This is a genomic window from Methylobacterium longum, assembly GCF_022179385.1.
Lineage (GTDB): Bacteria > Pseudomonadota > Alphaproteobacteria > Rhizobiales > Beijerinckiaceae > Methylobacterium > Methylobacterium longum.
Map to the genome: position 1 here is coordinate 373807 of NZ_BPQS01000001.1, position 24989 is coordinate 398795.

General features: G+C 68.1%; 21 protein-coding genes and 1 tRNA gene. 10 read left to right on the forward strand and 12 right to left on the reverse strand.

The features are described 5' to 3' along the window. Positions 1–137 precede the first annotated feature (137 nt). On the forward strand, positions 138–416 hold the full coding sequence (locus MFF58_RS01665; RefSeq protein WP_238284817.1) for a hypothetical protein: 279 nt from the start codon (positions 138–140) through the stop codon (positions 414–416). A gap of 15 nt (positions 417–431) precedes the next feature. On the opposite strand, the gene MFF58_RS01670 is transcribed toward MFF58_RS01665, so the two are convergent. The 4 genes from MFF58_RS01670 to MFF58_RS01685 all read right to left on the reverse strand — a co-directional run bounded on the left by MFF58_RS01670 (position 432) and on the right by MFF58_RS01685 (position 4066). After that, a complete protein-coding gene (locus MFF58_RS01670; protein WP_238284819.1) occupies positions 432–2036 on the reverse strand; it encodes a Na+/H+ antiporter in 1605 nt (534 codons plus the stop codon). A 110-nt stretch (positions 2037–2146) separates the two neighbouring features. Continuing rightward, entirely contained in the window at positions 2147–2659 is a 513-nt protein-coding gene (locus MFF58_RS01675; protein ID WP_238284820.1) for an MmcB family DNA repair protein, read from the reverse strand. A 92-nt stretch (positions 2660–2751) separates the two neighbouring features. Beyond that, entirely contained in the window at positions 2752–3528 is a 777-nt protein-coding gene (locus MFF58_RS01680) for a cobalamin-binding protein (RefSeq protein WP_238284821.1), read from the reverse strand. Positions 3529–3544: 16 nt separating this feature from the next. Beyond that, a complete protein-coding gene (locus MFF58_RS01685) occupies positions 3545–4066 on the reverse strand; it encodes a DedA family protein (RefSeq protein ID WP_238284822.1) in 522 nt (173 codons plus the stop codon). A 127-nt stretch (positions 4067–4193) separates the two neighbouring features. Between MFF58_RS01685 and pdxY the strand changes: the two genes are divergently transcribed. The 6 genes from pdxY to MFF58_RS01715 all read left to right on the forward strand — a co-directional run bounded on the left by pdxY (position 4194) and on the right by MFF58_RS01715 (position 10498). Further along, positions 4194–5042 carry a pyridoxal kinase PdxY gene (gene pdxY, locus MFF58_RS01690; protein WP_238284825.1) on the forward strand — a complete coding sequence of 283 codons (849 nt, stop codon included), beginning with the start codon at positions 4194–4196 and terminating at the stop codon, positions 5040–5042. Positions 5043–5101: 59 nt separating this feature from the next. Further along, on the forward strand, positions 5102–5986 hold the full coding sequence (locus MFF58_RS01695) for a PhzF family phenazine biosynthesis protein (RefSeq protein ID WP_238284826.1): 885 nt from the start codon (positions 5102–5104) through the stop codon (positions 5984–5986). Next, positions 5979–6701, forward strand: coding sequence for an NUDIX hydrolase (locus MFF58_RS01700; RefSeq protein WP_238284827.1), 723 nt, complete (start codon positions 5979–5981; stop codon positions 6699–6701). Before MFF58_RS01695 ends, MFF58_RS01700 begins: the two co-directional genes overlap by 8 nt. A 188-nt stretch (positions 6702–6889) precedes the next feature. Continuing rightward, positions 6890–7864, forward strand: a complete 975-nt coding sequence (locus MFF58_RS01705) for an ABC transporter substrate-binding protein (protein ID WP_238284828.1) — start codon at positions 6890–6892, stop codon at positions 7862–7864. Positions 7865–8007: 143 nt separating this feature from the next. Continuing rightward, entirely contained in the window at positions 8008–10275 is a 2268-nt protein-coding gene (gene glgX / locus MFF58_RS01710; protein WP_238284829.1) for a glycogen debranching protein GlgX, read from the forward strand. Positions 10276–10408: 133 nt separating this feature from the next. After that, a tRNA-Ser gene (locus MFF58_RS01715) sits at positions 10409–10498 on the forward strand. 501 nt (positions 10499–10999) lie between these two features. On the opposite strand, the gene MFF58_RS01720 is transcribed toward MFF58_RS01715, so the two are convergent. Next, positions 11000–11299, reverse strand: a complete 300-nt coding sequence (locus MFF58_RS01720; protein WP_238284830.1) for a hypothetical protein — start codon at positions 11297–11299, stop codon at positions 11000–11002. An 83-nt stretch (positions 11300–11382) separates the two neighbouring features. Here MFF58_RS01720 and MFF58_RS01725 point away from each other — a divergent pair, with 83 nt between their 5' ends. Beyond that, positions 11383–11613 carry a helix-turn-helix domain-containing protein gene (locus MFF58_RS01725; protein WP_238284880.1) on the forward strand — a complete coding sequence of 77 codons (231 nt, stop codon included), beginning with the start codon at positions 11383–11385 and terminating at the stop codon, positions 11611–11613. A gap of 340 nt (positions 11614–11953) precedes the next feature. Here MFF58_RS01725 and MFF58_RS01730 read toward each other — a convergent pair whose 3' ends face one another. From MFF58_RS01730 to MFF58_RS01760, 6 genes are all read right to left on the reverse strand, one after another. Then, positions 11954–12160, reverse strand: a complete 207-nt coding sequence (locus MFF58_RS01730) for a DUF6582 domain-containing protein (RefSeq protein WP_238284831.1) — start codon at positions 12158–12160, stop codon at positions 11954–11956. A 164-nt stretch (positions 12161–12324) separates the two neighbouring features. Next, positions 12325–15549, reverse strand: coding sequence for a hybrid sensor histidine kinase/response regulator (locus tag MFF58_RS01735; RefSeq protein WP_435404754.1), 3225 nt, complete (start codon positions 15547–15549; stop codon positions 12325–12327). Positions 15550–15879: 330 nt separating this feature from the next. Further along, positions 15880–16626, reverse strand: a complete 747-nt coding sequence (locus tag MFF58_RS01740; protein WP_373323247.1) for a phosphatase PAP2 family protein — start codon at positions 16624–16626, stop codon at positions 15880–15882. Positions 16627–17127: 501 nt separating this feature from the next. Further along, positions 17128–19176 (reverse strand): PAS domain-containing hybrid sensor histidine kinase/response regulator family protein, encoded by a 2049-nt coding sequence (locus tag MFF58_RS01750; RefSeq protein WP_238284834.1) that lies wholly within the window; start codon positions 19174–19176, stop codon positions 17128–17130. After that, complete coding sequence (locus MFF58_RS01755) at positions 19176–20699, reverse strand: ATPase domain-containing protein (RefSeq protein ID WP_238284836.1); 1524 nt, start codon at positions 20697–20699, stop codon at positions 19176–19178. The genes MFF58_RS01750 and MFF58_RS01755 overlap by 1 nt, the downstream gene beginning before the upstream one ends. Before the next feature lie 467 nt (positions 20700–21166). Beyond that, on the reverse strand, positions 21167–21631 hold the full coding sequence (locus MFF58_RS01760) for a hypothetical protein (RefSeq protein WP_238284837.1): 465 nt from the start codon (positions 21629–21631) through the stop codon (positions 21167–21169). Positions 21632–21698: 67 nt separating this feature from the next. On the opposite strand from MFF58_RS01760, the gene tnpA reads away from it, so the two are divergent. Continuing rightward, on the forward strand, positions 21699–22115 hold the full coding sequence (tnpA, locus tag MFF58_RS01765) for an IS66-like element accessory protein TnpA (RefSeq protein WP_238284840.1): 417 nt from the start codon (positions 21699–21701) through the stop codon (positions 22113–22115). Continuing rightward, positions 22112–22354 (forward strand): IS66 family insertion sequence element accessory protein TnpB, encoded by a 243-nt coding sequence (gene tnpB / locus MFF58_RS01770; RefSeq protein WP_238284845.1) that lies wholly within the window; start codon positions 22112–22114, stop codon positions 22352–22354. The genes tnpA and tnpB overlap by 4 nt, the downstream gene beginning before the upstream one ends. Before the next feature lie 714 nt (positions 22355–23068). Here the strand turns inward: tnpB and MFF58_RS01775 are convergent. Beyond that, positions 23069–24442, reverse strand: a complete 1374-nt coding sequence (locus MFF58_RS01775; RefSeq protein WP_238284847.1) for a hypothetical protein — start codon at positions 24440–24442, stop codon at positions 23069–23071. Positions 24443–24989 lie beyond the last annotated feature (547 nt).

Sequence of the window (24989 nt, forward strand, 5' to 3'; positions counted from 1 at the left end):
CACTTGCGGCGGGACACCCAAGCGTGGCGGTTTTCGGGCAATAAGCCGGAACCGCCGAGCTGACGGCCAAGTTATCAGCGCAACAGGGGATCTCGGCACCTCAGCGCTGCCGAAGCGAATACGTCGGAAGACCGATCATGCGCACGACTCGCACTCTCAACACCAGCGGCCGCAAGAACATCGCCGTCCTCGCCGCGCTCGCGATCTCGTCTCTGGTCGCCACGCCCTTCGTGATGAGCGCCAGCCGCGCGCTGGCCACCTCGGAGGAGCAACCCGTCGCCGCGACCCTGCGGGTCGAGCCGGTGGAGGTCACCCCCGTGGCGGCCGCACCCAAGGCTGAGGGCACCTGCCTGCGCAAGGTGCGGGTCGTCTACAGCGGCTACGGCAAGCCCGCGGACGGCTGCGCGGCCCATTGAGGGGATCGCCCCGGCCTAACCGTGGGCCGCCGTGGTCCCGGCCAGACGCTTGAGGTGGAGTTCCTCCAAGTCGATCTCCGCCTCCAGCTGCCGCAGCACCGAGCTGTGGATCCGGTTCTCCCTGTGCAGCCCGATCAGCGCCGACCGGCCTGACCGGACGGCGAGCAGCGCGGCGGCGAAGTGCTCGGTCTTCTCGGCCTCCAGGGCCTTGCGCTCGTCCCGGTCCCGGGATGTCGCCCGCACCCGCCGGCGGTACTCGTCCACGAGGCGGGGATGCTGCAGCCCCCCGGTCTCGGAGAACACCAGCCCTTCCAGGGCGGCGAGGCCCGCCTCGTTGACGACCACGCGGGCCATGGGCGCGTCCAGATGGCCGTCGGGCAGGTGCGCCGTGGGGTCGAGGCGGAGCCGGCGGATCAGCGGGCCCAGCGTCGAGCCCTGCACCAGCACGGTGAACAGGATCACCCCGAAGGCCGCGATCAGGATCGCGTCGCGGCCCGGGAAACCGGCCGGCAGCGCCAGGGCGGCCGCCAGGGTCACGACCCCGCGCATGCCGGCCCAGCCGATGATCAGCGGCACCGCCGGGTTCGGCGGCGGCTCCTGCGCCCGCACCCGCGCCGAGAGGATGCGCCGCAGGTACACGGCGGGGAACACCCAGAGCAGGCGGGCGGCCACGCAGGTCGCCGTGACGGCGAGTGCCAGCGGCAGGTTCGCCGAGACAGCCCCGAACTCGCCCCCGGTCCGGGCCAGCACGCCGCGGAGCGCCAAGCCGATCAGCACGAAGACCAGGGCCTCCAGCACGAAGACCACGAACGCCCACACCGCCACGGAATGGCGGCGGGCCTGAGCGTCGAAGGTCTCGTGCTCCCGTCCGCCCATCATCAGGCCGCAGGCCACGACGGCGAGGACGCCGGAGGCGTGGACCTCCTCGGCCAGCAGGTAGGCACCATAGGCGGCCAGGAAGCTCAGCACCGTGATGGCCTTGGCCTCGTGCAGCCGCCGCATCACGGTGTTCACCGCCAGGCCGCACGCGATGCCCACCGCGACGCCCGCCACGGCGAGCCACGCGAAGCTGCCGCCCGCCGCCCAGGCGCTGAAGCTGCCGGTCAGCGCCGCCGCCACGGCGAACCGGTAGAGCACGAGGCCCGAGGCGTCGTTGACGAGGCTCTCGCCCTCCAGGATCGTGATCATCCGGCGGGGCAGGGCGACGCGGGCGAGCACCGCCTTGGCGGCCACCGCGTCCGGCGGCGAGACAATGGCGCCCAGCGCGAAGCAGGCGGCCCAGGGCAGGGCGGGCACGAGCAGGTGCGCAACGAGCCCGACCACCAGGGTCGTGAACAGGACCGCGCCCAGCGAGAGGGACAGAATCGGACCGAGGCTCGCCCGAAAGTCGCGCCAGACGGTGAAGTAGGCGGATTCGAGCAGGAGCGGCGGCAGGAACAGGACCATGATCAGGTCCGGATCGAGGTCGAAGGCCGGCAGGCCCGGCGCCACCGCCAGGGCCATGCCGCCGATGACCAGGGCGGCGGCGGGCGGGAAGCCGAGGCGCCCGGCCGCGAGCGACAGCAGCAGGGCGGCGCCGAGGAGACCGAGGATCAGCTCGAACAGGGCGACGGATGTCATGGCTCGATCGGTCCCGGCGCCGGACCTCCGGCAAGCGCGGCCGTTCTAGGCTGTTTCCGGGTCCTGTGAAGACCGGGCCGCCGCGTTCCGCCCGCCACGCAGACGGGACGCTACAGCGCACCCTCCCGCACGGCACCCGGATCGGCCAGGGCGTGCAGGATGCGGGCGGCGCTGTGGGCGAAGCGGAGCGTCACGGCCTTGCGGCGGGCGCCGCTGAGCGGGTGCTCGGGGGGCTCCCGCAGGATCCCGGCGCCGTAGGCGTCCGCGACGATCAGGCCGCATTCCTCGGGGATCAGCGTTTCCGGCACGTCCTCGGGGATGGCGAAGAAGAAGCGGTCGCAGAAGTCGCGGTAATCGGGCCATTTCCGGTCGGCGCGGAAATCCGCCACGCTCGACTTGATCTCCACGATGGTGAGCTTGCCGGCCCCGCACAGGGCGATCACGTCGGCGCGGCGGCCGTTGACCAGGGAGAATTCCGGCAGCGTGACGCAGCCCATCTCCGAGAACAGGCGGCGCACGCCGCGCTGGATGCGCAGGGCCGTGGGCGACTGGCGTCGATCGGGCGGCAGCAGCGCCTCGGGGATCGGGGGCGGGGAACCGGGGAGACCGAGGGAAGCGGACATCAAGCTCGGGGGATGCGTCTGTACCGAATCGGGACATCCTGCCAATCCGGGCGCCGTCCGTCACCTGCGGCGCGGGATCGCCCCGCCGGCCGTCATGCGAGACAGGCGCGGATCGCGTCGAACCCGTCGGTCAGCGCCGCCGGCCCCGGCTGGAGGATCAGCGGCGACTTGATCTCGTGGATGCGCCCGTCACGCACCGCCGGGATCGCGTCCCAGCCGGGCCGGGCGCGGATCCGCGCGACGTTGACCCGCTTCCCGCACCACGAGGCGAGGATGACATCCGGCGCGGCCTCGATCACCTGTCCGCTGGTGACGATCCTGTCCTTCGCGGCCGGCTGCCGGCTCAGGTCCGGGAAGACGTCGCGACCGCCCGCGAGGCCGATCAGGTCCGAGACCCAGCCGATGCCGGAGATCATGGGCGCGTCCCATTCCTCGAAGTAGACGCGCGGGGCCGGACGGTCCCGCACCGCCGCCGCGGCCTCCGCCAGCCGGGCCGCGAAGCCGGCCGCCAGGGCCTCGGCCCGCTCCGGCAGGCCCACGAGGGCGCCGAGGGTCCGGATCATGGCGAGGCAGCCCGCCACATCGCGCTGGTTGAACAGGTGGACCGCCACGCCGGCCCGGGCGAGGTCGGCGACGATGTCGGCCTGAAGGTCGGAGAAGGCCAGGACCAGGTCCGGCGCCAGCGCCAGGATTTTCGGGATGTCGGCACTGGTGAAGGCCGAGACGCGCGGCTTCTCCCGCCGGACCCGGGGCGGGCGCACCGCGTAGCCCGAGACGCCGACGATGCGATCCTCCGCGCCCAGCAGGTACAGGGTCTCGACGGTCTCCTCGGTGAGACACACGATCCGCTCCGGTGGGAAGCGGCGCATCAGCGGGGGAGCCGGGTCATCGGTCGAGCCAGGTCAGCAGACCGGCCCCGGGGGCCACGAGCACGAAGGCCCAGACCAGCGCCGACGCGATGTTGGCCGCCTGGAACGGCAGGCGCGACAGGCCGAGGATGCCGGCGAAGAGCGGGACGAGGGCCCGGGCCGGGCCGAAGAACCGCCCCAGCGCCACCGCGGCGATGCCCCAGCGCCCGATGAAGGCCTCGGCCTTCGCCATAAGCTCGGGGTAGCGCCGCAGCGGCCACTTGGTCTTCGCGCCGGGCCCGAGCCAGCGCCCGGCCTCGTAGGAGATCCAGTCGCCGAGGGCGGCACCGATCGCGGCCCCGAGGACCACCGGCCAGAACGCGATGTCGGCGCCGCCGACGAGGGCGCCGATGCCGACCAGGATGACGGTCGCCGGCACGAACAGCGACAGGACCGCGATCGATTCGCAGAAGGCGAGGCCGCCCGCGATCAGCGGCGTCCAGGCCTTGTGCGCCTCGACGAAGGCGAGGGCCGAGGTGCGCAGGGCTTCGATGTCCATGGAGGCTCGGAGGCAGACGGGAGGGATCGATCCCATCTGAGGCGCGCGGGGGAGGGCGGCAAGAGACGGGGGGTGCGGCCGGGGCGAGAAGCGGCTAACCGTAGCGTGACCGCAAGCGAGTCCCGCGTTGAACGTCCTGTCGATCCAGTCCCACGTCGCCTACGGCCATGTCGGCAACGCCGCGGCCGTGTTCCCGATGCAGCGGCTCGGGGTCGAGGTCTGGCCCGTGCACACGGTGCAGTTCTCCAACCACACCGGCTACGGCGCGTGGCGCGGCCCCGTCTTCGACGCGGCGATGATCCGCGACGTGGTGCAGGGCATCGGCGAGCGCGGGGTGCTTTCCAGCTGCGACGCGGTGCTGTCGGGCTACATGGGCTCGGCCGAGATCGGTGCCGCTATCCTGGAGGCGGTCGCCGCGGTGCGGGCCGCCAACCCGGCGACGCTCTACTGCTGCGATCCGGTGATCGGCGACGTGGAGGAGGGGGTCTACGTGCGGCCCGGCATCGCGGCGTTCCTGCGCGAGCGCGCCGTGCCGGACGCCGACATCCTCACCCCCAACCAGTTCGAACTCGGCCTCCTCACCGACCTCCCGAGCCGCACCCTGGCGGAGGCCGCGGCCGCGATCGCGGCGCTCCAGGCGCGCGGGCCGCGGGTGGTCCTGGTCACCTCGGCGCTCTGCACCGACACACCCTCCGACAGCATCGACCTGCTGGCGGGGGCGGAGGGACGGGTGTTCCGCGTCCGGACCCCGCGCCTCGCCATCGCGGTGAACGGGGCGGGCGACTGCATCGCAGCCCTGTTCCTGGTCCATTACGCCCGCACCGGCTCGGCCGAAGCGGCCCTCGGCGCGGCGGCCGCCTCGGTCTACGGTCTGCTCAAGCGCACCGCCGAGGCCGGGTCCCGGGAGATCCTGACGGTGGCCGCGCAGGAGGAATACGTGAACCCCAGCGCGCGGTTTCCGGTCGAGGCGGTCTGAGGCGTCCCCCGACCGCCACACTTGCACGCGGCTGAGCGAGAGCAGGAAGGTCCGACACGATGGCGCGCCGCTTCGTCACCCTCGACGTGTTCACCGAGCGCCGGCTCGCCGGCAACCCGCTCGCCGTGGTGCTCGACGCCGAGGGCCTCGACACGGCCGCCATGCAGGCCGTCGCGCGGGAATTCAACCTGTCCGAGACGGTGTTCGTGCTGCCGCCCGGGGAGGCCCGGCACCGGGCGCGTTTGCGCATCTTCACGCCGGCCCGGGAGTTGCCGTTCGCCGGCCATCCCACGGTCGGTGCGGCGGTGCTGCTGGCCCTCGAGGATCCGGCCCGGGGCGACGCCCGCGCCTTCGGCCTGGAGGAGGGGATCGGGATCGTGCCCTGCGTGGTCGAGACCTCGGGCGACGGGACGGGCGGCCGGGCCCGGTTCCGGCTGCCGGTCCTGCCGGAGTATCTCGGCCCTGGGCCCGATCCCGCGGTGCTGGCACCGCTCCTCGGTCTGGAGCCCGGGGATATCGGCACCGGCCGGCATCGCCCGAGCCGCCACGGCGTCGGGCCGAGCTTCACCTGCGTGCCCGTGGCGTCGGTGGCGGCCCTCGACGCCGCCCGGCCGGCCCAGGCGCCGGATTCGTCGGACGGCCTCTACCTCTACACTCCGGATCCCGTGGCGTCGGGCCGGGGCTGGCGGGTGCGGATGTTCGCGCCCCATCTCGGCGTGCCCGAGGACCCCGCCACCGGCTCGGCGGCCTCCGCCTTCGCGGGGGTGCTGATGGAGTTCGAGGCGCTCGGCGACGGCACCCACGACGTAGCGATCCGCCAGGGTGAGGCGATGGGCCGGCCGAGCGCGATCGCGCTTCAGCTCACCGTCGAGTCCGGCGGCCTGCGGGGTGTGGAGATCGGCGGCGACGCCGTGATCGTCTCGGACGGCGTCCTGCATGTCTGAGCGCCGCTCCGAGGGCTTCCGGATCACGCGCCTCGCGGACGTCGCGGCGCGGTTCGTGGATCACGACTGGGCCTTCCCCCGGGAGAACGCGGCCGCGATCGCGGCGCACTGGCAGGCGCGGATCGCCCGCAGCCCCGGAATGTTCGACGGGACCGTGCTCCTGTGCTGCGCCCAGACGGTCGTCGGCGGGGTCGCCCGCCTCGATCTCTTCGCCACGCGCTACGCGACCTTCACGTACTACCGGCACATCCGGCACGCCGATCCGGCCATCATCAACGCCTTCGCGGCGGTCGTCCCCTGGACGGTCGACGGCGCCGTCCTGCTCGGCGAGATGGGTGCTCACACGGCCAATGCCGGCCAACTCTACTTCCCCTGCGGCACCCCGGATCCGGACGACGTGCGGGGCGCGGGCGTCGACCTGACCGGCAGCGCCGCGCGGGAACTGACCGAGGAGACCGGCCTCGTGCTGCCGGAGGGCGCCGAGACGGCGTGGGTGCTCCTCGAGGGTGAGAACCAGTTCGCCTTCCTGCGGCCGGTGCGCTTCCCGGAGACGGCCGCGGCGCTCGTCGCGCGCATCGCGGCGCATCTCGACGGCGAGGCCGAGCCGGAACTCGCCGGCATGCACGTCGTGCGCGGCGCAGGTGACATCGATGCCGTGCGGATGCCGGGCTTCGTGCGGGCCTATCTGGCGGATGCGTTCCCGGCGGGTTCCTGACGCGCATCGGCCCCGGGTGGCGGCCGGAAGCATCGGCCTTCCCGAGCGCATCGCGGCGAGGGGATATTCTCGCACGACGCAGGACCAAGACGGATTTTCATTTCATTGACCGCCGTCGATGCGATTCTAAACTTGGCCGCCACCCGGACATGCTCGCGTCCCGCGGGCCCCACACTGCGACAGGCCCCATGCGCTTCGGATCCCACCCCCGTCCCGCCGGCCGCCGGCTCGGGGCCGCCCTGCCCCCCGCCGCCGTGACGCTGGCGTCGGCGGCGGCCGCCTTCGCGGCCGACACGGTCGTCCTGAGGGTCGGGGACCAGAAGGGCGGCAACCGGTCGCTCCTCGGGATCGCCGGGGTCGCGAAGGACCTGCCCTACCGGATCGAAGGGTCGGAATTTCCCGCCGCCGCGCCGATCCTGGAGGCGCTCAACGCCGGCGCCCTCGACGTCGGCTACACCGGCGACCTGTCATTCCTGACGGCCTACGCATCGGGGGCGCCGATCAGGGCGATCGGCGGCACGCGGTCGGATGCGCGGACGCAGGCCATCCTGGTCCGCCAGGATTCGCCGATCCGCTCGGCCACCGACCTCAAGGGGAAGCGGCTGGCCGGCACCCGCGGCGGCTGGGGCCAGTTCCTGATCAGCGCGACCCTGGAGAAGGCCGGGATCGCCCCGCGGGAGGCCACCTTCGCGCCGCTCAACCCCGTGGACGCCAGGGGGGCGCTGATGGCCGGTTCCGTGGATGCCTGGGCGGTGTGGGAGCCCTACGCCTCGTTCGCGACCCTGAAGGACGGCGCCCGCCCGATCGCCGACGGCGAAGGCCTGACGCCGACCATTACGTTCATCGTGGCGTCGGACAGCGCGATCGCCACCAAGCGGGTCGCCGTACAGGATTTCCTGACCCGCCTGAACAAGGCGCGGCTCTGGTCGCTGGACCACCTCGATGAGTACGCCCGGAACACGGCCGGCCTCACCAAGCTGCCCGAGGATGTCGTGCGCGCGGCCTACGCGGCGCAGCGGTCGAGCCCGGTGGCGATCGACGACGGCGTCGTCAAGGAGATTCAGGAGGCCTCGGACCGGGCGACACGCTACGGCATCCTGTCACGGACGCTCGACGTCGGGCGGGCCGTTGACCGGAGCTTCACGGCCGCGGCCTCGCACTGAGGCGCGGTCGCCGGCGCGCACGGCCGGGATTCTCGCACGCCCGGGATTTTTGCGGCGCTGCGGGAGCTTCGCTGTTTGCGGCACGTTCTCCAGACGCTCCCCGCCGCGGCACGTGCCCGGGCGGGTCGCGCTCCGGAGTGTCCATGCCTGAATCTCGTCGTCCCGCCTCGCAGACCCGTGCCGCCCGCTCGCGCATCCAGGAAGGCCAACCCTATCCGCTCGGCGCCACCTGGGACGGGCTCGGCGTCAACTTCGCCCTGTTCTCGGCCCACGCCACCAAGGTCGAACTCTGCCTGTTCGACGACCAGGGCGAGCAGGAGATCGAGCGGATCGAGCTGCCCGAGTACACGGACGAGATCTGGCACGGCTACCTGCCCGACGCCCGCCCCGGCACGATCTACGGGTACCGGGTGCACGGCCCCTACGAGCCGAAGGCCGGCCACCGGTTCAACCCCAACAAGCTGCTGATCGACCCCTACGCCAAGGGGCTCGTCGGCTCGATCACCTGGAACCCGGCCCTGTTCGGCTACCAGATGGAATCCGGCGACGACCTGACCTTCGACGAGCGCGACAGCGCCCCCTACACCCGCCGCTCGCGGGTGATCGATCCGGCCTTCACCTGGGGGCGGCACCAGAAGCCGCTGGTCCCGTGGGAGAAGACCATCGTCTACGAGACCCACGTCAAGGGCATGACCAAGCTCGACCCGCGGGTGCCCGAGAAGCTGCGCGGCACCTATGCCGGCCTCGGCACGCGGGACGTGCTCGACTACATCAAGAGCCTCGGCGTCACTTCGGTGGAGCTCCTGCCGGTCCACGCCTTCGTGCAGGACGACTACCTCGAGCAGAAAGGGCTGGTGAACTACTGGGGCTATAACACCATCTCGTTCTTCACCCCCGCGCGGCGCTACGCGGCGGTGCCGGATTTCGCCTTCTCCGAGTTCAAGGAGATGGTCTCGCGCTTCCACGGCGCCGGCCTCGAGGTGATCCTCGACGTGGTCTACAACCACACCGCCGAGGGCAACGAGAAGGGTCCGACCCTGTCGTTCAAGGGCGTGGACAACGCATCCTACTACCGGTTGCTGCCGAACGACCCGCGCTACTACATCAACGACACCGGCACCGGAAACACCTTCAACCTGTCGCATCCGAGGGTGCTACAGCTCGTCACCGATTCCCTGCGCTACTGGGCGCAGGAGATGCAGGTCGACGGGTTCCGCTTCGACCTCGCCACGATCCTGGGCCGCGAGCCCTACGGGTTCGACGAGGGCGGCGGCTTCCTCGACACCTGCCGGCAGGACCCGGTGCTCAACAACGTCAAGCTCATCGCCGAGCCGTGGGATTGCGGCCCGGGCGGTTACCAGGTCGGCGGCTTCCCGCCCGGCTGGGCCGAGTGGAACGACCGGTTCCGCGACGACGTGCGCGCCTACTGGAAGGGCGACGGCGGGCTGCTGCCGGATCTGGCGGCGCGCATCGCGGGCTCGGCCGACAAGTTCAACAAGCGCGGGCGCAAGCCCTGGGCCTCGGTGAACTTTCTCACCGCCCATGACGGATTCACCCTGCACGACACGGTCTCGTACAACGACAAGCACAACGAGGCGAACGGCGAGGGCAACCGCGACGGCCACTCGCACAACCTCTCGTACAATTACGGCGTCGAGGGGCCCACCGACGACCCGGAGATCCGGGCGGTGCGCCTGCGCCAGATGCGCAACATGCTGGCGACGCTGTTCCTGTCCCGCGGCACGCCGATGCTGCTGGCCGGCGACGAATTCGCCCGCACGCAGAACGGCAACAACAACGCCTATTGCCAGGACAACGAGGTCTCCTGGCTGGACTGGGAGGCGATCGCCGCGGAGGAGCGGGACCTCGCCGAGTTCACGCAGCGGCTGATCATCCTGCGCAACGCCCTGCCGATCCTGAGCCGCGGGCGGTTCCTCACCGGCCAGTACGACGAGGAGTTCGGCGTCAAGGACGTGGCGTGGCTGCGCCCGGACGGGAGCGAGATGACGCCGGAGAACTGGACCGACGGGGGCGCCCGCGCCTTCGCGGTCCAGCTCGACGGGCGCGCCCAGGCCACCGGCCTGCACCGCCGCGGGGGCGACGCGACCCTGCTGATCATGTTCAACGCCTACCACGACCTCGTGACCTTCACGCTGCCGGAATCCGTGGGCGGCGTGGCCTGGACGCGGCTCCTCGACACCAACCTGCCGGACAGCCAGGACGTGGAGAGCTTCACGTTCGACACCGGCTACGACGTGACCGGCCGCTCGCTGCTGATGTTCGTGCTCAAGCCCGAGGACAGCCCGGGCGACGGCGACAACGCGATGGAGCGCTCGTACCAGCACGTGATGCAGGCCTTCGAGCGGGCGAACGTGGAGCATGTCCGCTTCCACCTGGACGCCGAGGGATGAGACCGGCGGCCGGGCGGTTTTCGTGCCGCCCGGCCCCGCGCGCCTTGCACATGGCGGCGCACCCGGCTAACAGCACGGCACCGCGCGGCCCTGGCCGCGCCCGGCAGCCCGCGGGCGCGCCCGGTTCGCGGACGGAGGGGTGGCCGAGTGGTTGAAGGCGCACGCCTGGAAAGTGTGTATACGGGAAACCGTATCGCGGGTTCGAATCCCGCTCCCTCCGCCATTCAACCCGAGAAATTCCTTATCTATCAGATGGTTAGCGGTTTTCGCTTTAGATCTACCGACAATGAAACCTACAATTCGCTTGCTCTTTGTGCGAGCGCGGTCGTGAGGGTCGGATAATTTTCGTAGGAATCCGCCGGTTACTCTCTCCACCCGCCGGCGGGTGCTATACGATCCCGCTGATCTTCTATTTCAGTCCGCAGGTACCCCCCCTTAGCTGTCGAAGCGGCGCCTGCGGCAGGCGCAACTCCTCGTTATCCTGACGCCCTCGGCGAAGCACATCACCGCCGAGCTCGCCAAGGCAATCTCACTTGCGCGTGATCTTTCCCGCCTGCATTCTCGCACTGCAGCCGCGGTACCGTGGGCAAGGCGCTGCGTCCAAGCTCTTCACCAACGTTCTCGACCGCGCCCTAACATCCTCGGGTCAGCCCTTACGACTACTCAGCGCCACTGTGTCTTAGCTTCGCAAGTAGGCCTGTCCGAGAAGCCGGCCGGGTTAGGATCAGTTCGCGGTCATGTGGCGGGCGAGCTTGGCGGAGCGCCACGCGGCGGTGAGGCAGACGGACATCGCCTTCCCCCAAGTGCCGCCGAACCGCTCCTGGTGGGCTCGGGCAGCGGCGACGGCGGCCGACATGATGGCGCCGCGGTTGAACTGACCGGCAGCGAACAGGGGGCGGCGGGTCAGGCGCACCGTGAGGTCGATGCGGGCCTTAGCGGAGAGCAGGCCGGCCGGCACTCTGGCGCGATCGTCGCGCGCATCGCGGAGGGCAGCGTTCCAGGAGATGCGGCGCTGAAGGGACATCGACTTACCCTTCCAATCAACATTTTGTGTTGCTATGGGTACACATGCCCTCGAAGGGTGTCAACATAAAATGTTGATCGATGATGAACGCTGCTCAATGCCGGGCTGCTCGTGCCCTACTCGATTGGACCCAGCCGCGCCTCGCGGAGGCAGCTGGGATTGGATTGTCGACGGTGGTGGATTTCGAGAAAGGAAGACGCGCGGTGTCGGCAGAGGCGATCGGGAAAATGTCTACTGCTCTACGGGAAGCTGGCATCGAATTCACCAACGGTGGCGACCCCGGGGGTGTTCGTCTCGCGCTGATAGGTCAATGACGAGCATGCCGGACGCCTTCACCTCCCAGCGAACGACAGCCGGACGACCCAAGGAGGACTTGCTTTATGCGAGGCGATTGAACGACAGCCTCGCTGTTGAGCCATCATAGGATTGCCGCTCGAAAGCCGACATTCAGCTTTGCGCCCAACCCGGCCATTCCGTTAGCTGCGCTGGAATCCCGTAAGCAGACGCTCTTGGTTACGGTCGGCCATTCGCATAAGCTTCTATCTCGGTAGGGATTGTTGTGCCGTAGTGATTTAACCGGAGAAGGCAACATAGGAGCGGTAGCTGGCTATTTTCGCGCCACATCAAGGGAGGTGCGGAAGCGGTTGAGGTAGACTACTTGCCGTTGAGAACCTGATCGGCCTTTGCATCGACCTTCTTGCGATCGGATGCGGACAGCTTTCCGGCCTTTTCCTGCTGCGCGGCGCGGGCCTTCGCGTTCCGCGCGTGGGCCGCGTCCTCGATGGGATACTTGCGCTCGTCCGGAAGAGCGAACTTGCTTTTCGGCAACGCGTCCCTGTCCTCGTCCTTGAGCTTCGACATCGCAACCTCCGCGCTTACGCTGGGTGTAACGCTCCGGCGGCGGGGGCGGTGCCGAGGCTCATGGTTGCGGAAACCGGGCGGCCTCGCCGTCCCTTGGTCGGCGGGATTACGGCGCATCCAATGGCGTTGGAAGCATCGATGCCTCGATGACCAGGCCATCCGGACTAGGTCGTGGCTATCAGTTCCCGGATGCGGGAGGCCAGGGCTTCCATGACGAACGGTTTCGTCAGAACCGCCATGCCGGGGTCGAGGTGACCGTTGCCGAGGACGGCGTTCTCCGCATACCCGGTGATGAAGAGGACCTTCAGGCTTGGCCGACCGACCCTGGCCGCATCGGCCACCTGACGCCCGTTCATGCCCCCGGGCAGTCCGACGTCGGTCACCAGCAGGTCGATGCGCACGTTCGAGCGAAGGACCTTGAGACCGGCTGGCCCGTCGGCAGCCTCAATGGCGGTGTAGCCGAGATCCTCCAACACCTCAGTGACCAGCATCCGAACGGTGGGTTCGTCATCGATGACCAGCACGGTCTGACCGTGCTCGGCGCGTAGCGCGTCGCTTAACGAACCCATGGCATCGGCCTCCTCAGCGTCGCCGTAGTGGCGCGGGAGGTAGAGGCACATGGTCGTGCCGTCGCCGACCTCCGAGTAGATCCGGACGTGGCCGCCCGATTGCGGCACGAAGCCGTAGATCATCGAAAGCCCGAGGCCGGTGCCCTGCCCGATCGGCTTGGTTGTGAAGAACGGATCGAAGGCGCGCTGGATCACCTCGGGCGTCATGCCCATGCCGGTATCGGTGACGCAGAGCGAAAGGTATTGACCGGGGGGCAGGTCGCGATCCTTCGCGGCCCGCTCATCGAGCCACTTGTTGGCGGTCTCGATGGTGATGCGGCCACCGTCAGGCATCGCGTCACGGGCGTTGATACAGAGGTTGAGCAGGGCGTTCTCAAGCTGGGGCGGGTCCACCAGCGCCGGCCACAGCCCCGCCGCCCCGACCACCTCGACGTGGATGGCGGGCCCGACGGTGCGCCGGACGAGTTCCTCCATGCCGGCGACGAGACCGTTCACGTCGGTCGGCTTCGGGTCGAGGGTCTGGCGGCGCGAGAAGGCCAGGAGCCGGTGAGTGAGCGCCGCAGCACGCTTCGAGGCGCCCTGGGCGGCGTTGATGTAGCGGTCGAGGTCAGTCAGCCGCCCCTGAGCCATCCGGGTCTGGAGAAGCTCCAGGCTGCCCGAGATGCCAGCCAGCAGGTTGTTGAAGTCGTGGGCCAGTCCGCCAGTCAGTTGTCCGACCGCCTCCATCTTCTGCGATTGCCTGAGCGCCTCCTCCGTCGCCATCAACGCCTTCGTTCGATCCGACACTCGCTCCTCAAGGGTGGCGTTCAGGGTTGCCAATTCCTCGGCGTGACGACGCCGCTCGTCGATGTCGGTGTTGGTTCCGACCCAGCGAGCGATGGACCCATCGGTTGAACGGAGCGGTTCGGCCCGAACCAGGAACCACCGGTACGCGCCGTCCGCGCGCCGGATGCGGAACTCGGTCTCGTAGACCTCACCCGCCGCAAGCGAGCGGGACCAAGTCTCCGCCGCATTGGGCAGATCGTCCGGATGGATGATGCGGGTCCACTCGGTCACGCCGTCCAGGGTACCGGGCCCCGCGCCGCTGTAGGCGTAGACCTGCTCGTTGAACCAGTAGAGATAACCGTCCGGATGCCCCGCCCAGACCTGGTTGGGGACGGTCTGGGCCATGACGCGGAACTGGTCCTCGCTCGCCCGGAGACGTGCCTCGGCGAGCCGCCGGTCGTGGATGTCCTCCACGACACCGTACCAGCGGATAATGGCACCGTTCGCGTCATGGCGCGGATAGGCGCGGGCACGCATCCAGCGGTATTCCCCACGTCCGCCGACATTGATGCGATAATCCACGTCCACCGGCTCGCCCGAGCCAAGCGCGGCCGTGAACACATCGAGGGTGGGCGGCACGTCGTCGGGATGCAGGGCCTTGATCCAGCCCGCGCCGAGCGGCTCGCCGGGCTCCTGACCGGTCAGGTCGAGCCAGCGCGTCGAGTAGGAGGTGATGTTGCCCTGTGGGTCGGCCGTCCAGGGCACCTGCGGATTGAGCTCGACCGTGTGCCGGAAGTGATCCTCGCTCTCGCGCAGTGCCTCTTGCGCCGCGCGCTGCTCGGTGATGTCGCGCGAGGCGCCCGAGAAGCGCTCCGGCCGTCCATGCTCGTCGGTCTCGATCTCCCCCTTCCGCGCGATCCAGCGCAACTCGCCCGTGTCCGCGCGCCTGATCCGGTAGGCGACGTCACGCGGCGGCTTGCCATTCGCCCGGGTCTCCGCCGTCGAGACGAGGTGAGCATCCTCGGAGATGATCAAATCCTCGAAGGCCGTCGACGGATAACTGTCGCGCTCCGGAAGGCCGTAGAGCCGGCAGAATTCCGGGGAGGGTCGCAGCGTATTATCGGCGACATAGACCGTGAACAGGCCGACACCGCCCGCCTCCTGGGCGCGGCGCAGGCGCGCCTCGGCCTCGCGCAAGGCTTCCTCGCGACTACGGCGCTCGCTCACGTCCCGATAGAAGATGGCCACGCCATCGAGCGCCGGGTAGGCTCGCACCTCCAGCCAGGCGTCATGGCCGTCAGGCCAGATGTAACGGTGCTCCAGCATTTCTGGAACCCGTTCCAGCATGACCTGCTTGTAGAGCTGGCCGACGGGCAGGTGCTCGGAACCTGGATAGGCGTCCCAATGCAACCGACCTACGATTTCACTTGCCGGACGTCCCTCAAGACGTAGGCCTTCGGCGTTGATCTGCAGGATGATGAAATTGCGATCCAGCAGCATGAACCCCTCGGTCATGCCCTCCAGCACGCCTGAGGCCCGCGCCTCGCTGGCACGAAGGGCCTCCTCGGCCCGGACCTTGGCGGTCGTCTCCGTGCAGATGCAGCACATCGCCATGACTGCGCCGGCATCGTCCCGAAGGGGCGAGTACGAGAAGGTGAAGTAGGTCAGCTCATCGTAGCCGCGCCTGTTCATCGTGAGTGGCAGGTTCTCCGCCCAAGTCGCCTCGCCCGCCATGGCGGTTTCGACCAGCGGCAGGAGATCGGACCAGATCTCGGACCAGATGTCCTGGAACCGTTGCCCGAGAGCGGCCGGATGCTTGTCACCGAGAATGTCGATGTAGGCGTCGTTGTAGATAAAACCGAGGTCGGAACCTGAGGCCACGAACATCGGGAACTTGGTACCGAGCATCAAGCTCACGACCGAGCGCAGCCACTGCGGCCAGGTCTCCGGCCAGCCAAGTGGCGAAGTGGACCAATCATGGGCCCGCATCTGCGCACCCATATGCCCACCACCCGAGAGGAAAGTAGGGTAGGAAATGGGCGGACGCAGCGACATGCGGTCGGTCTGGCTCGGTTATGCGGGAGCTGGTCGGCAACGGTCCGGCGTCGACACGATGCATCGGGTGCGCAGTGTCAGCCGTGCCGTGACACTGGCAGGTGACGAAGGCGAACTTGAGGCTGAGCCTGACGCGATCCTTCCGGATCCGGACACGCTCATCGCTGACGATGAAGCCGTAATCCAGGGATATGGGGTGCTACGACCCTTACACTCTTTCGAATGACTATGCGTGCTGCCTTGCCCGACCCGGTACGGTCTTATGTTGCTCGACCCGCTCTCTGAATGTGGGACAGGCGATCCGTCCGGCAGGAAGGGGCACAGTTCGTCCTATGCCGTGCTGCCAGCCCCGACCGCGCCAAGTCCCGGCTGCTCGACCTTGCCCCGCCGCTGAAGCCAAAGCGCAACGACCCAGCACAGGACCGCCCAGGCCGAACCCACGCACCAGCCCGCCAGTACGTCGGTCGCATAGTGGACCCCGACATAGACCCGGCTCGCCCCAACCAGTACCGTGAGGAAGACGGCAAGTCCCATGAAGTACGCTTTCAGCCTGGCGCCCACGGCGACGCGTGTCATGAGGGCGCCGAGCGTCAGGTAGGTCACGGCGGACAGCATCGCGTGGCTGCTAGGGAAGCTGGCGGTGAAGACCTGAATGCCCCCTGGGATCTCCGGACGCGGACGGTTGAACAGGAGTTTAAGGCCGAAGCTGATGGTGGTCCCACCCAGGATCGTGCCCACCGCTAAGGCCGCAGCCCCTCGCTTGCGGATCAGGAGCAGGTAGCCCGCCACCGCCACGATGACGAAGCATAGGATGACCATGCTGCCCAGCGAAGTTACGTCGCGGGCCATCTCATGGAGCCAGTCCGGTCCAATCGGACCCGTCGCACCGAGAGGTCGGAAGAAGCGTGCGACCCGGGTGTCGAACCCCATGGTGTCGCCTTCCATCACCTCGTCGGCCAGGAGTGCGAACCCGAGGATGAGGGCGGCGACGCAGAAGAGCGTCACGGGGAGGCCGATCTCCCTTTTGCCGAGGCGGGCCATGACACCGTCTCGAGGGGACGAAGGTGACTGGTTCATGCGCCCAACTCCTGGGTTGGTCCCTTGAAAGGCTTCGGGCACGGGACACGCAACGCCTCACGCGACAGAGCCGAAGAACTCGTTCGGGACTCCCCACGTTCCCCGTACGGTTCTAGGTCACCGTGTCACCGCGGTAGCGTGCAAAGGTGCCGCGTCCCATCGGCCTGAACAAAACGTGCGGTTCCGCGCCAACGCTTCCAACCGGCCGTCCAAGTCTTCCGTCGCGCGCTCCATATTCCTTGTCCGTCGGGCGTGGGATTCCATGCCTGTCGCCATGGCTAAGGATCGGGAGATCACCTTCGCCGAGATCCGGGAGCGCGCCTACGAGCTCTGAGACCGCAACCATCGCCCCGACGGTTTGGAGGCCGAGTTCTGGCTGCTGATTGAACGTAAGCTCAGAGTGGAATGCGTGCGTGAGACTTCGAAGAACGAAACCGCCGACGCTGGAGCCGGGACGAAACCGTCCTCAGGCGGGTAACCAGTTCGCGCATCCTGCATCCATCAGCTGTCGCCGGCGAGAACGAGGCGCAGCGAGCGGGCGAGTTCGTCGCGCCGGTAGGGCTTGTTGAGCACGGGCAGCGTGCCCTGGCCGATGACCTGTCCCTCGTCGAGGTTCGCGACGTAACCCGAGGTCAGCAGGACCTTGAGCCCGGGGCGGATGCGTCCCGCCTCCACGGCGAGCTGCGACCCGTTCATGCCGCCGGGCATGACCACGTCCGAGAATAGGATGTCGATCCGTTCGACGCCGCGCAGATGCTCCAGCGCCTCGGCGGCGTTTCGCGCGACGATGACCCGGTAGCGAAGCTCCTCCAGGCTCTCGATGGCCATGTCGAGCACCTGCGCGTCATCCTCCACCAGCAGGATGGTCTCGCCCTCGCCGGCCTTCCGCAGCGGGAGCGCGCCCAGCGGCCCCAGGCCGGTCTCCTCGCCGACCGGGTCCGAGGAAACCGGGAAGTACAGGTTCACCGTCGTACCCGCGCCGACCTCGGACGCGATATCTACGAAGCCCCTGGCGCTCCGGGTGAAGCCGTAGACCTGGCTCAGGCCCAATCCTGTGCCCTTGCCCACCTCCTTGGTGGTGAAGAACGGCTCGAACACGCGCTGTAGTGCCTCCGGCGCGATCCCGCTGCCCGTGTCGGTGACGGAGACTGCGACGTAGGACCCGGGCGGAACGGCCTTGTCGGCGATCGCTGCCGTGCCGAGCCGAACGTTGCGGCTCCGCACCGCGATGCGGGCGCCACCCGCCCCCGCCTCCATGGCGTCGCGGGCGTTCACGATCAGGTTCAGCACCGCCGCCTCGAACTGGGCCGGGTCGATGCGGATCGGGTCGAGGGCCGGATCGAGGTCGAAGGCCAGCTCGATGGCACCGCCTGCCGCCCGCTCCGCCAGCGGCCGGAAATCCAGGAGCAAGCGATTGGGATTGAGCGTCTGGGGTCGCAGCATCTGGCGGCGCGAGAAGGCCAGGAGTTGCTGGGTGAGCTGCTCGCCGCGGCGCGCCGCCGTCATCGCCGCCTCGGCCAGGCGCTTGACGCGCTCGACCTGCTCCGGTCGGCGGATCATCATGTCGAGGCCGCCCACGATGACGGTGAGCAGGTTGTTGAAGTCGTGCGCGACGCCGCCGGTGAGCTGACCGATGGCCTCCATCTTCTGGGCTTGGCGCAGCGAATCCTCGGTCAGGCGCTGGTCGGTGACGTCCGACAGAATGCCGGCCATCCGCACGGGTGCCCCGTCCGGACCGTGCTTGATCTGTCCCTTGACGGAGATCCAGCGCACGGCGCCGTCCGCGCGCTTGATGCGGCATTCCAGTGAGAGGGCACCCGTCTCCATCGCGGACGAGAAGGCAGCATCCATCGTGGACCGGTCCTCCTCGACGACATGCTCCCGGAAGGACGCACGCCCCCAGGCCGCTAAGGGCTCGGCATAGCCGAAGATCGCGTCGTGGAGGGGGGAGCGGCGCGACGCGTCAGTGGCGAGGTCGAGGTCCCACGAGCCCAGGCCGGCGGCATCGAGGGCGAAGGCCAGGGTTTCGCGTGCAGCCTCGACCTCGCGGGTACGTTCCGCGACACGCCGCTCCAGCCTCTCGTTAAGGAGGTGCAGGTGCTCCTGCGTGCGCTCCCGTTCGAGGAGGAGGCTGCGGGCCTGGTACTGCCGGCGCCGCGCGCGCAGGGCGGACGCCACCGCGCTGGTCAAGGTCTCCGCGTTGATCGGGCGTTCCAGCAGGACGACGTTGCCGAGGCGCGAGAGCATGTCGGCGGCCGCTGCGGGGCGACGGCCGACCTGCCGGGTCGCCAGGACGATGAATGGGAAGTCCGACCAGGCCGGCTGCGCGTCGAGCCACGCGAACAGCGCGGTCATGTCCGCGTCGGCGAGCGCCTCCTCGGTGACGAGCGCAGCGGCCGCCCCGGCCTTGAGGCAGGTCACCCACTCCGACACGTCCGCGCAGACCGAGGTCGGCGTGCCTCCACGGCTCAGCAACCGCTCCACCACGGAGGCGTCGCGGCCGCGAGGTGCCAGGATGACGGTCCGGCTTTCCCTTTCCGCCTCGGACATCAGTCGTCGCTTTGCGGCGGTGCGTTGCTGGCCAGCATCGAGACCTTCCCGTGGTAGGAGGGCAGGCCGGTCAGTACCCCCTCGAAATCGCTTAGGGCCTCGCCGACCTGGAGGCCGCCCATCCCGACCCGCATCTCCCGGATCGTGCGCTCGTGCGCGTTGACCCGGCTCTTCACCACCGACAGTGCGGTGCGCACCTCGCCCTTGGCCTCGAAGAACCGGAACAGCAGGATACCATCGCTGAGATAGCTCAGGTCGATGTCGGAGCGCACCTCGCCGACGATGCCGTGCTGGCCGAGCACCAGGAGCGTCGTGACGCCCTGCTGGTTCAGGTAGTTCAGCAACTCGTGCATCTGCAGGATCAGGAACTCGTCGCCCGGCATGGCATGCAGGTAGGCGTTGAGGCTGTCGATCACGACGAGGGTCGAACGGCGCTCCTCGACGGCGGTCCGGACCGCGGCCGCGAACTCGCCCGGTGCGAGTTCGGCTGGGTCGATCTGCGTGATGGACAGGCGCCCGGCCTCGATGTGCGGCGCGAGGTTCATGTCCAGCAAGGCTGAGCGCGTGAGCAGCGTGGCGAGCCCCTCGTCGAACAGGAAGTAGGTCGCCGTCTCGCCCCGCTCCAACGCCGTCAGCATGCAGCGGATGGCGGTCGTGGTCTTGCCGACGCCGGAGGGTCCGATCAGCAGGGTGTTGGTACCTGGCACGAGGCCGCCGCCCAGGAGGAGATCCAGCTCGGCAGAGCCCGTCGAGGCCGCGGTCGGGTCGAAGGACGTGTGGTGCTCGGCCGCGATCAGGCGCGGGAAGACCCGGATGCCCCCGGTGTCGAGGACGAAGTCGTGGTAGCCACCGCGGAACTTGATGCCGCGCATCTTGATGATGCGCAGCCGGCGCCGCTCGGAGCCGAACTCGCGCGGGGCCTGCTCCAGCGAGATGACCCCGTGGGCGATGCTGTGGAGTTGCACGTCCCCGACCTCGGAGGTGCGGTCGTCCAGCATCAGGACGGTGCAGTCGCGCCTGGCGAAGAACTGCTTGAGAGCCAAGATTTGTCGCCGGTAGCGCAGCGGGTTCTGAGCCAACAGGCGCAGCTCCGAGAGGCTGTCGAACACGACCCTGGCTGGTTTGAGCTCTTCGACGCGGGCGATGACCTCCTTGACCGTCTCGCCGAGCTCGATCTCGGATGGGTGTAGGATCGACTGCTCGCTGTCGGGGTCAAGCCCGAGCTCGTTGACGAGCTCGTAGAGTTCGATGCCGTCGAGCGACCAGCCATGGGTCGCGGCCGATGCGCGAAGCTCGTCCGCGGTCTCGGACAACGTTACGTAGAGCCCGCGTTCGCCGCGCGCGGCTCCGTCCAGTAGAAACTGGAGCGAAAGCGTCGTCTTGCCGGCGCCGGGGGTGCCTTCCAGAAGGTAGAGACGGTCTGGCGTGAGCCCGCCATGGAGGACATCGTCGAGCCCTAGAATTCCGGTCGAGATCCGGGCGCGGGTGGCGGTGCCGTCCGATAAGGATGCTTGTTGTGCCATGTCGCCGATGCGCCGCCTGGTCCGGAACCGCGACCTCAACGCCCAAGCACCGACAACGCTCCGATATCGCCCAGGATATGCGTCCGTTCATCGGAAAGATGATTTCGGGTGCGAACGGATGGCGTGGAAGGCGCCGCATAGGCCGGCGTGTCGGGTTTCCTGCTCAGCGTAGGCGGTGGTCGCACTCAGAAGGATTGCTGCCGCGGCAAGGGTTAGGCGGTGACTCACGCCCATGGCGGCGTCTTCCCAGCTTCGGCTTCCGGAAACGCGTCAACTCGAATTGCAGATAGGCGCCGATCCCTCTAATCACCTTGGTGAGGAAGATCGAGCCGACAAAAATCTAGAGCCAGATGGACGGCATCATCATGCGTAGAAGATATTTGATCCGATCGTGAGGAATGATATCAACTGAAATACAAAGACCATGCCCAGCAAGATTTTAGGATCATCGCTGTGAATCAAAGTCGCTAATTCTCGTGTGGAACGCCCTGGTCTATCGCTTTAGCCTCTATGTCAGGGACGAGCGCTCTTCCCCAGAAGACGACGATGAGGAGGAACGCCATCGCCAGCTCGAACGAGGCGGGGGGTGGCCAGATCCAGTCACTCCGCAGCACGACCGGTCGGAGGGACAGGATCGTGAAGCCGGCGATATAGACCAAGAACCCCGCTACGAAATCGCTGACGCAGACCAGCGGCCCCCATCGAGTGTGTCTCCGAAGGATCTTGATCACGATCCTCGTCTTGTAGAGCGAGACGTAGTCGATGACGAAGCTCCAGATCACCCACGACAAGGCGGCTTTGAGCCGGACTCCTGGGTCTGCAAACCAGTAGGCTTTCAGGAGGTCGAGCGCTGACTCCTCTAGATACGAGTTGACCCAGGCCGAGAAGATCCCCGACAGCGAGACTAAGAGTACGCCTCTGGTGAAGGCCACGGTTGAGAGCATCGCACTCAGCGGTGAGGCCTGACCTTAATGCTGGCGTTAAGGTCAGCGGGTCGGGATGATGCGGGGCGAGCTACTGGAGAACGCCGAACGGCGGCGGCGCTGGTCGTTCGATGACAAGGTGCGGATCGTCGAAGCATCGTTCGAGACCGGCGTGTCGGTGTGTTCGGTGGCGCGCCGGTACGGGATCGCCCAGGGCCTGCTGTTCACGTGGCGTCGTCAGGCTCGGGAAGGCCGTTTGGGAGGGGACGAGCAGGCCCCGGTCTTCGTGCCCGTCGCGATCACCCCGGAGCCGTCACTTCCTGTTCCCACCCACCAGTCGGATGATCCGCGTGCTCCAGCGCCGCTGCGTCGGCCTCGGCGCAAGAGCGGCGTCATTGAGATCGATCTCGGCGGCGGTCGGCGTCTCAAGGTCGACAGGGACGTCGATGCCGCGGCGCTGCGTCGAGTGCTCGATGCCCTGGAGGGCCGATGATCCCGCTGCCGGCCAACGTGCGGGTGTGGCTGGCCACCGGCCACACCGACATGCGCAAAGGCTTTTCCAGTCTCGGCCTGATCGTCCAGGAGACGCTCAAGCGCGATCCCCATGGCGGGCATCTGTTCGTGTTACCGCAGCGGAGGCGAGGAAGCACCACCAGCTCAGATGGCGGGGACCGAAGATCACGTTCGCTGCATCGGCGGCTGCGTCGAGTGCGGCATGCGAACTGTCTCTGAGTCCGCCCTTCCTCAGATAAGCGAGGTACGCTTCTCGGACCTTCGGCTTGAGATGCGAGTCGAGGAAGTGACCGAGGCCGATAGCGCTGAGTCCAATCGCTGCGACAGGTACAGCAGGCCCAGGTAACGCTTGTGCCAGCTTCAACAGCTCGCTCATCCGGCTCCCTCGCGGACGATAACCTAGGCCACGAGACGCACGAGAGTAATTCGATCAGGCGTTGCCCCTGCTTTGGTCTCGGCGTCGAGGCCTGCTCCGTAGATCACTTTGAGTGCAAGGAGGCGCTCTGAGGCGGCCGACCAAGCTCCATCGAATGTCCGTTTCATTGATTTGATCGCCGAAAGCAGACGAGCGACTCTCGGCCAGATTACGCCATACCGAATTGCCGACGGGAGAAAAAATCAGTCGTTCGGCTTTGCGCCCATCTCGGCCGCTCAGCCGACTCTCACGGCTTCTCCGAAGCGGACGCTGCAGCAACTCAGCTTTTGAATGCCAGTTGCACCTACAGCTGACCTCGGGATGACAGGCGCTGAACCGCCGCTCCCGACCCTCAGCGGGCCCTGGGAAAGTCCGCTTGCAGGGTTCTTGGTGAAGCAGAGACCTACAACCGCTCCAAGTGGATTTACGACGGTCTGCTTCTGAGATGAGGACCAAAGAAATGAACGTGAGGTCTACAAAGGCTGGCTAAGATTTGAAGGAGCTGCGTTCGAGCACTATTACCAATGTAGGTCGAAATGGTGAGCAACATTACCATGATCTGATAGGCCGACCAGGCCAACATCGGTATGTTCTCCGATATCCGCCGGTGAGTGGCTCGATGATGGAGCTGGCGCGTGTTGACTGTCCGAGGAGAACACGAGGTTCCCGGCCGCATCGACGCTCGCTACGTGTGGACTTACCTGATTTTGGCTGTTGGCATGAACAACCTGCCCAATTGGGGCGGTTGGTTTATCCGTTTGCTGCACGGTTGAGCTCGCGTCAGTCGCCTGTGCGCCGCCCTGTGACGTACCCGAGGAGCTGGACGTGTCCGCTGCCTTGGCGCCGTGGTCGGCCGAGCCGGCATCCTTGAGATGGCCGGGTGCCTCAGCGCTCTTGCCGGACCCGTCGCTGCCCTGGCCATGGCTCGCGTCGGTCGCCGTCGTGCCGCTATCAGCCGAGCCGGCATCTTTGAGGTGGCCGGGTGCCTCGGCGTTCTTGCCGGACCCATCGCTGCCCTGACCGTGGCTCGCGTCGATCGCCGTCGTGCCGGTGTCGACCGAACCGGCGTCCTTGAGGTGGCCGGGTGCCTCAGCGCTCTTGCCGGGCCCGTCGCTGTCCTGGCCGTGGCTTGCGTCGGTCACCGTCGTGCCGCTGTCGACCGAGGCATCCTTGAGGTGGCCTGGCGCCTCGGCGCTCTTGCCGGGCCCATCGCTGTCCTGGCCGTGGCTCGCGTCGATCGCCGTCGTGCCGCTGTCGGCCGAGCCGGCGTCCTTGAGGTGGCCGGGTGCCTCAGCGCTCTTGCCGGGCCCGTCGCTGTCCTGGCCGTGGCTTGCGTCGGTCGCCGTCGTGCCGGTATCGGCCGCGGCATCCTTGAGGTGACCGGGTGCCTCGGCGCTCTTGCCGGACCCATCGCTGCCCTGACCGTGGCTCGCATCGGTCGCCATCGTGCCGCTGTCGACCGAGGCATCCTTGAGGTGGCCGGGCGCCTCGGCGCTCTTGCCGGACCCATCGCTGCCCTGACCGTGGCTCGCCTCGGTCGCCATCGTGCCGCTGTCGGCCGAGGCATCTTTGAGGTGGCCGGGCGCCTCGGAGCTCTTGCCGGGCCCGTCGCTGCCCTGACCGTGGCTCGCCTCGGTCGCCGTCGTGCCGCTGTCTGCCGCGCTGGCGTCCTTGAGGTGGCCGGGCGCCTCGGCGTTCTTGCCGGACCCATCGCTGTCCTGGCCGTGGCTCGCGTCGATCGCCGTCGTGCCGCTGTCGGCCGAGCCGGCGTCCTTGAGGTGGCCGGGTGCCTCAGCGCTCTTGCCGGGCCCGTCGCTGCCCTGGCCGTGGCCCGCATCGGTCGCTTGGGTTTCGGCCTGCGATGTGCCCGCACTGCTGGCCACATGCGCCACCTTCGAGCCGTGATTGTCCCCCGCGCCGCCTCTGTGATCGGCTGCTATTCCCGCACCGGGCTGTGATGTCGGTTGGGTTGGTTGAGCCTGAGAAGGCGTCGCCTCGTGCGTCGATTGTATCGTAGCCTTTGAATAGCCTTCGGACGCAATCTCACCCGTCGCGACGGGTGACGGTTTCACCAGCCCCGTGGCTTCGGCGGCACTCGAAGATGTCGTGCCAGTGTCCGGTCCGGCAGCTGCCGATGATGGACCCGTGCCTCGCGATGGGCTCGCCTCCACAGCACGCGCGAATGCTTGGTACTCAGCCTCCGGGTTCGCGTAGGTCTGGCCGTGCGCAGGCGTCGCGCGTTCGAGCCCGATGGTGCCCGAATACAGATTGCCTTGCTGGCTTGCGCCAATCCCTATCGGCTCGGAGGTGGCGGAACTAGGCGAGGCGCCTCCTGTGTGCCCGCTAGCACCAGACATGAGCGGCGCGCCTGAGGTCACAGCACGCGCAGTGCCCTCCGCCGAGTTCGAGGATGACGGGTTATCTGGAGCGCCCTGCGGA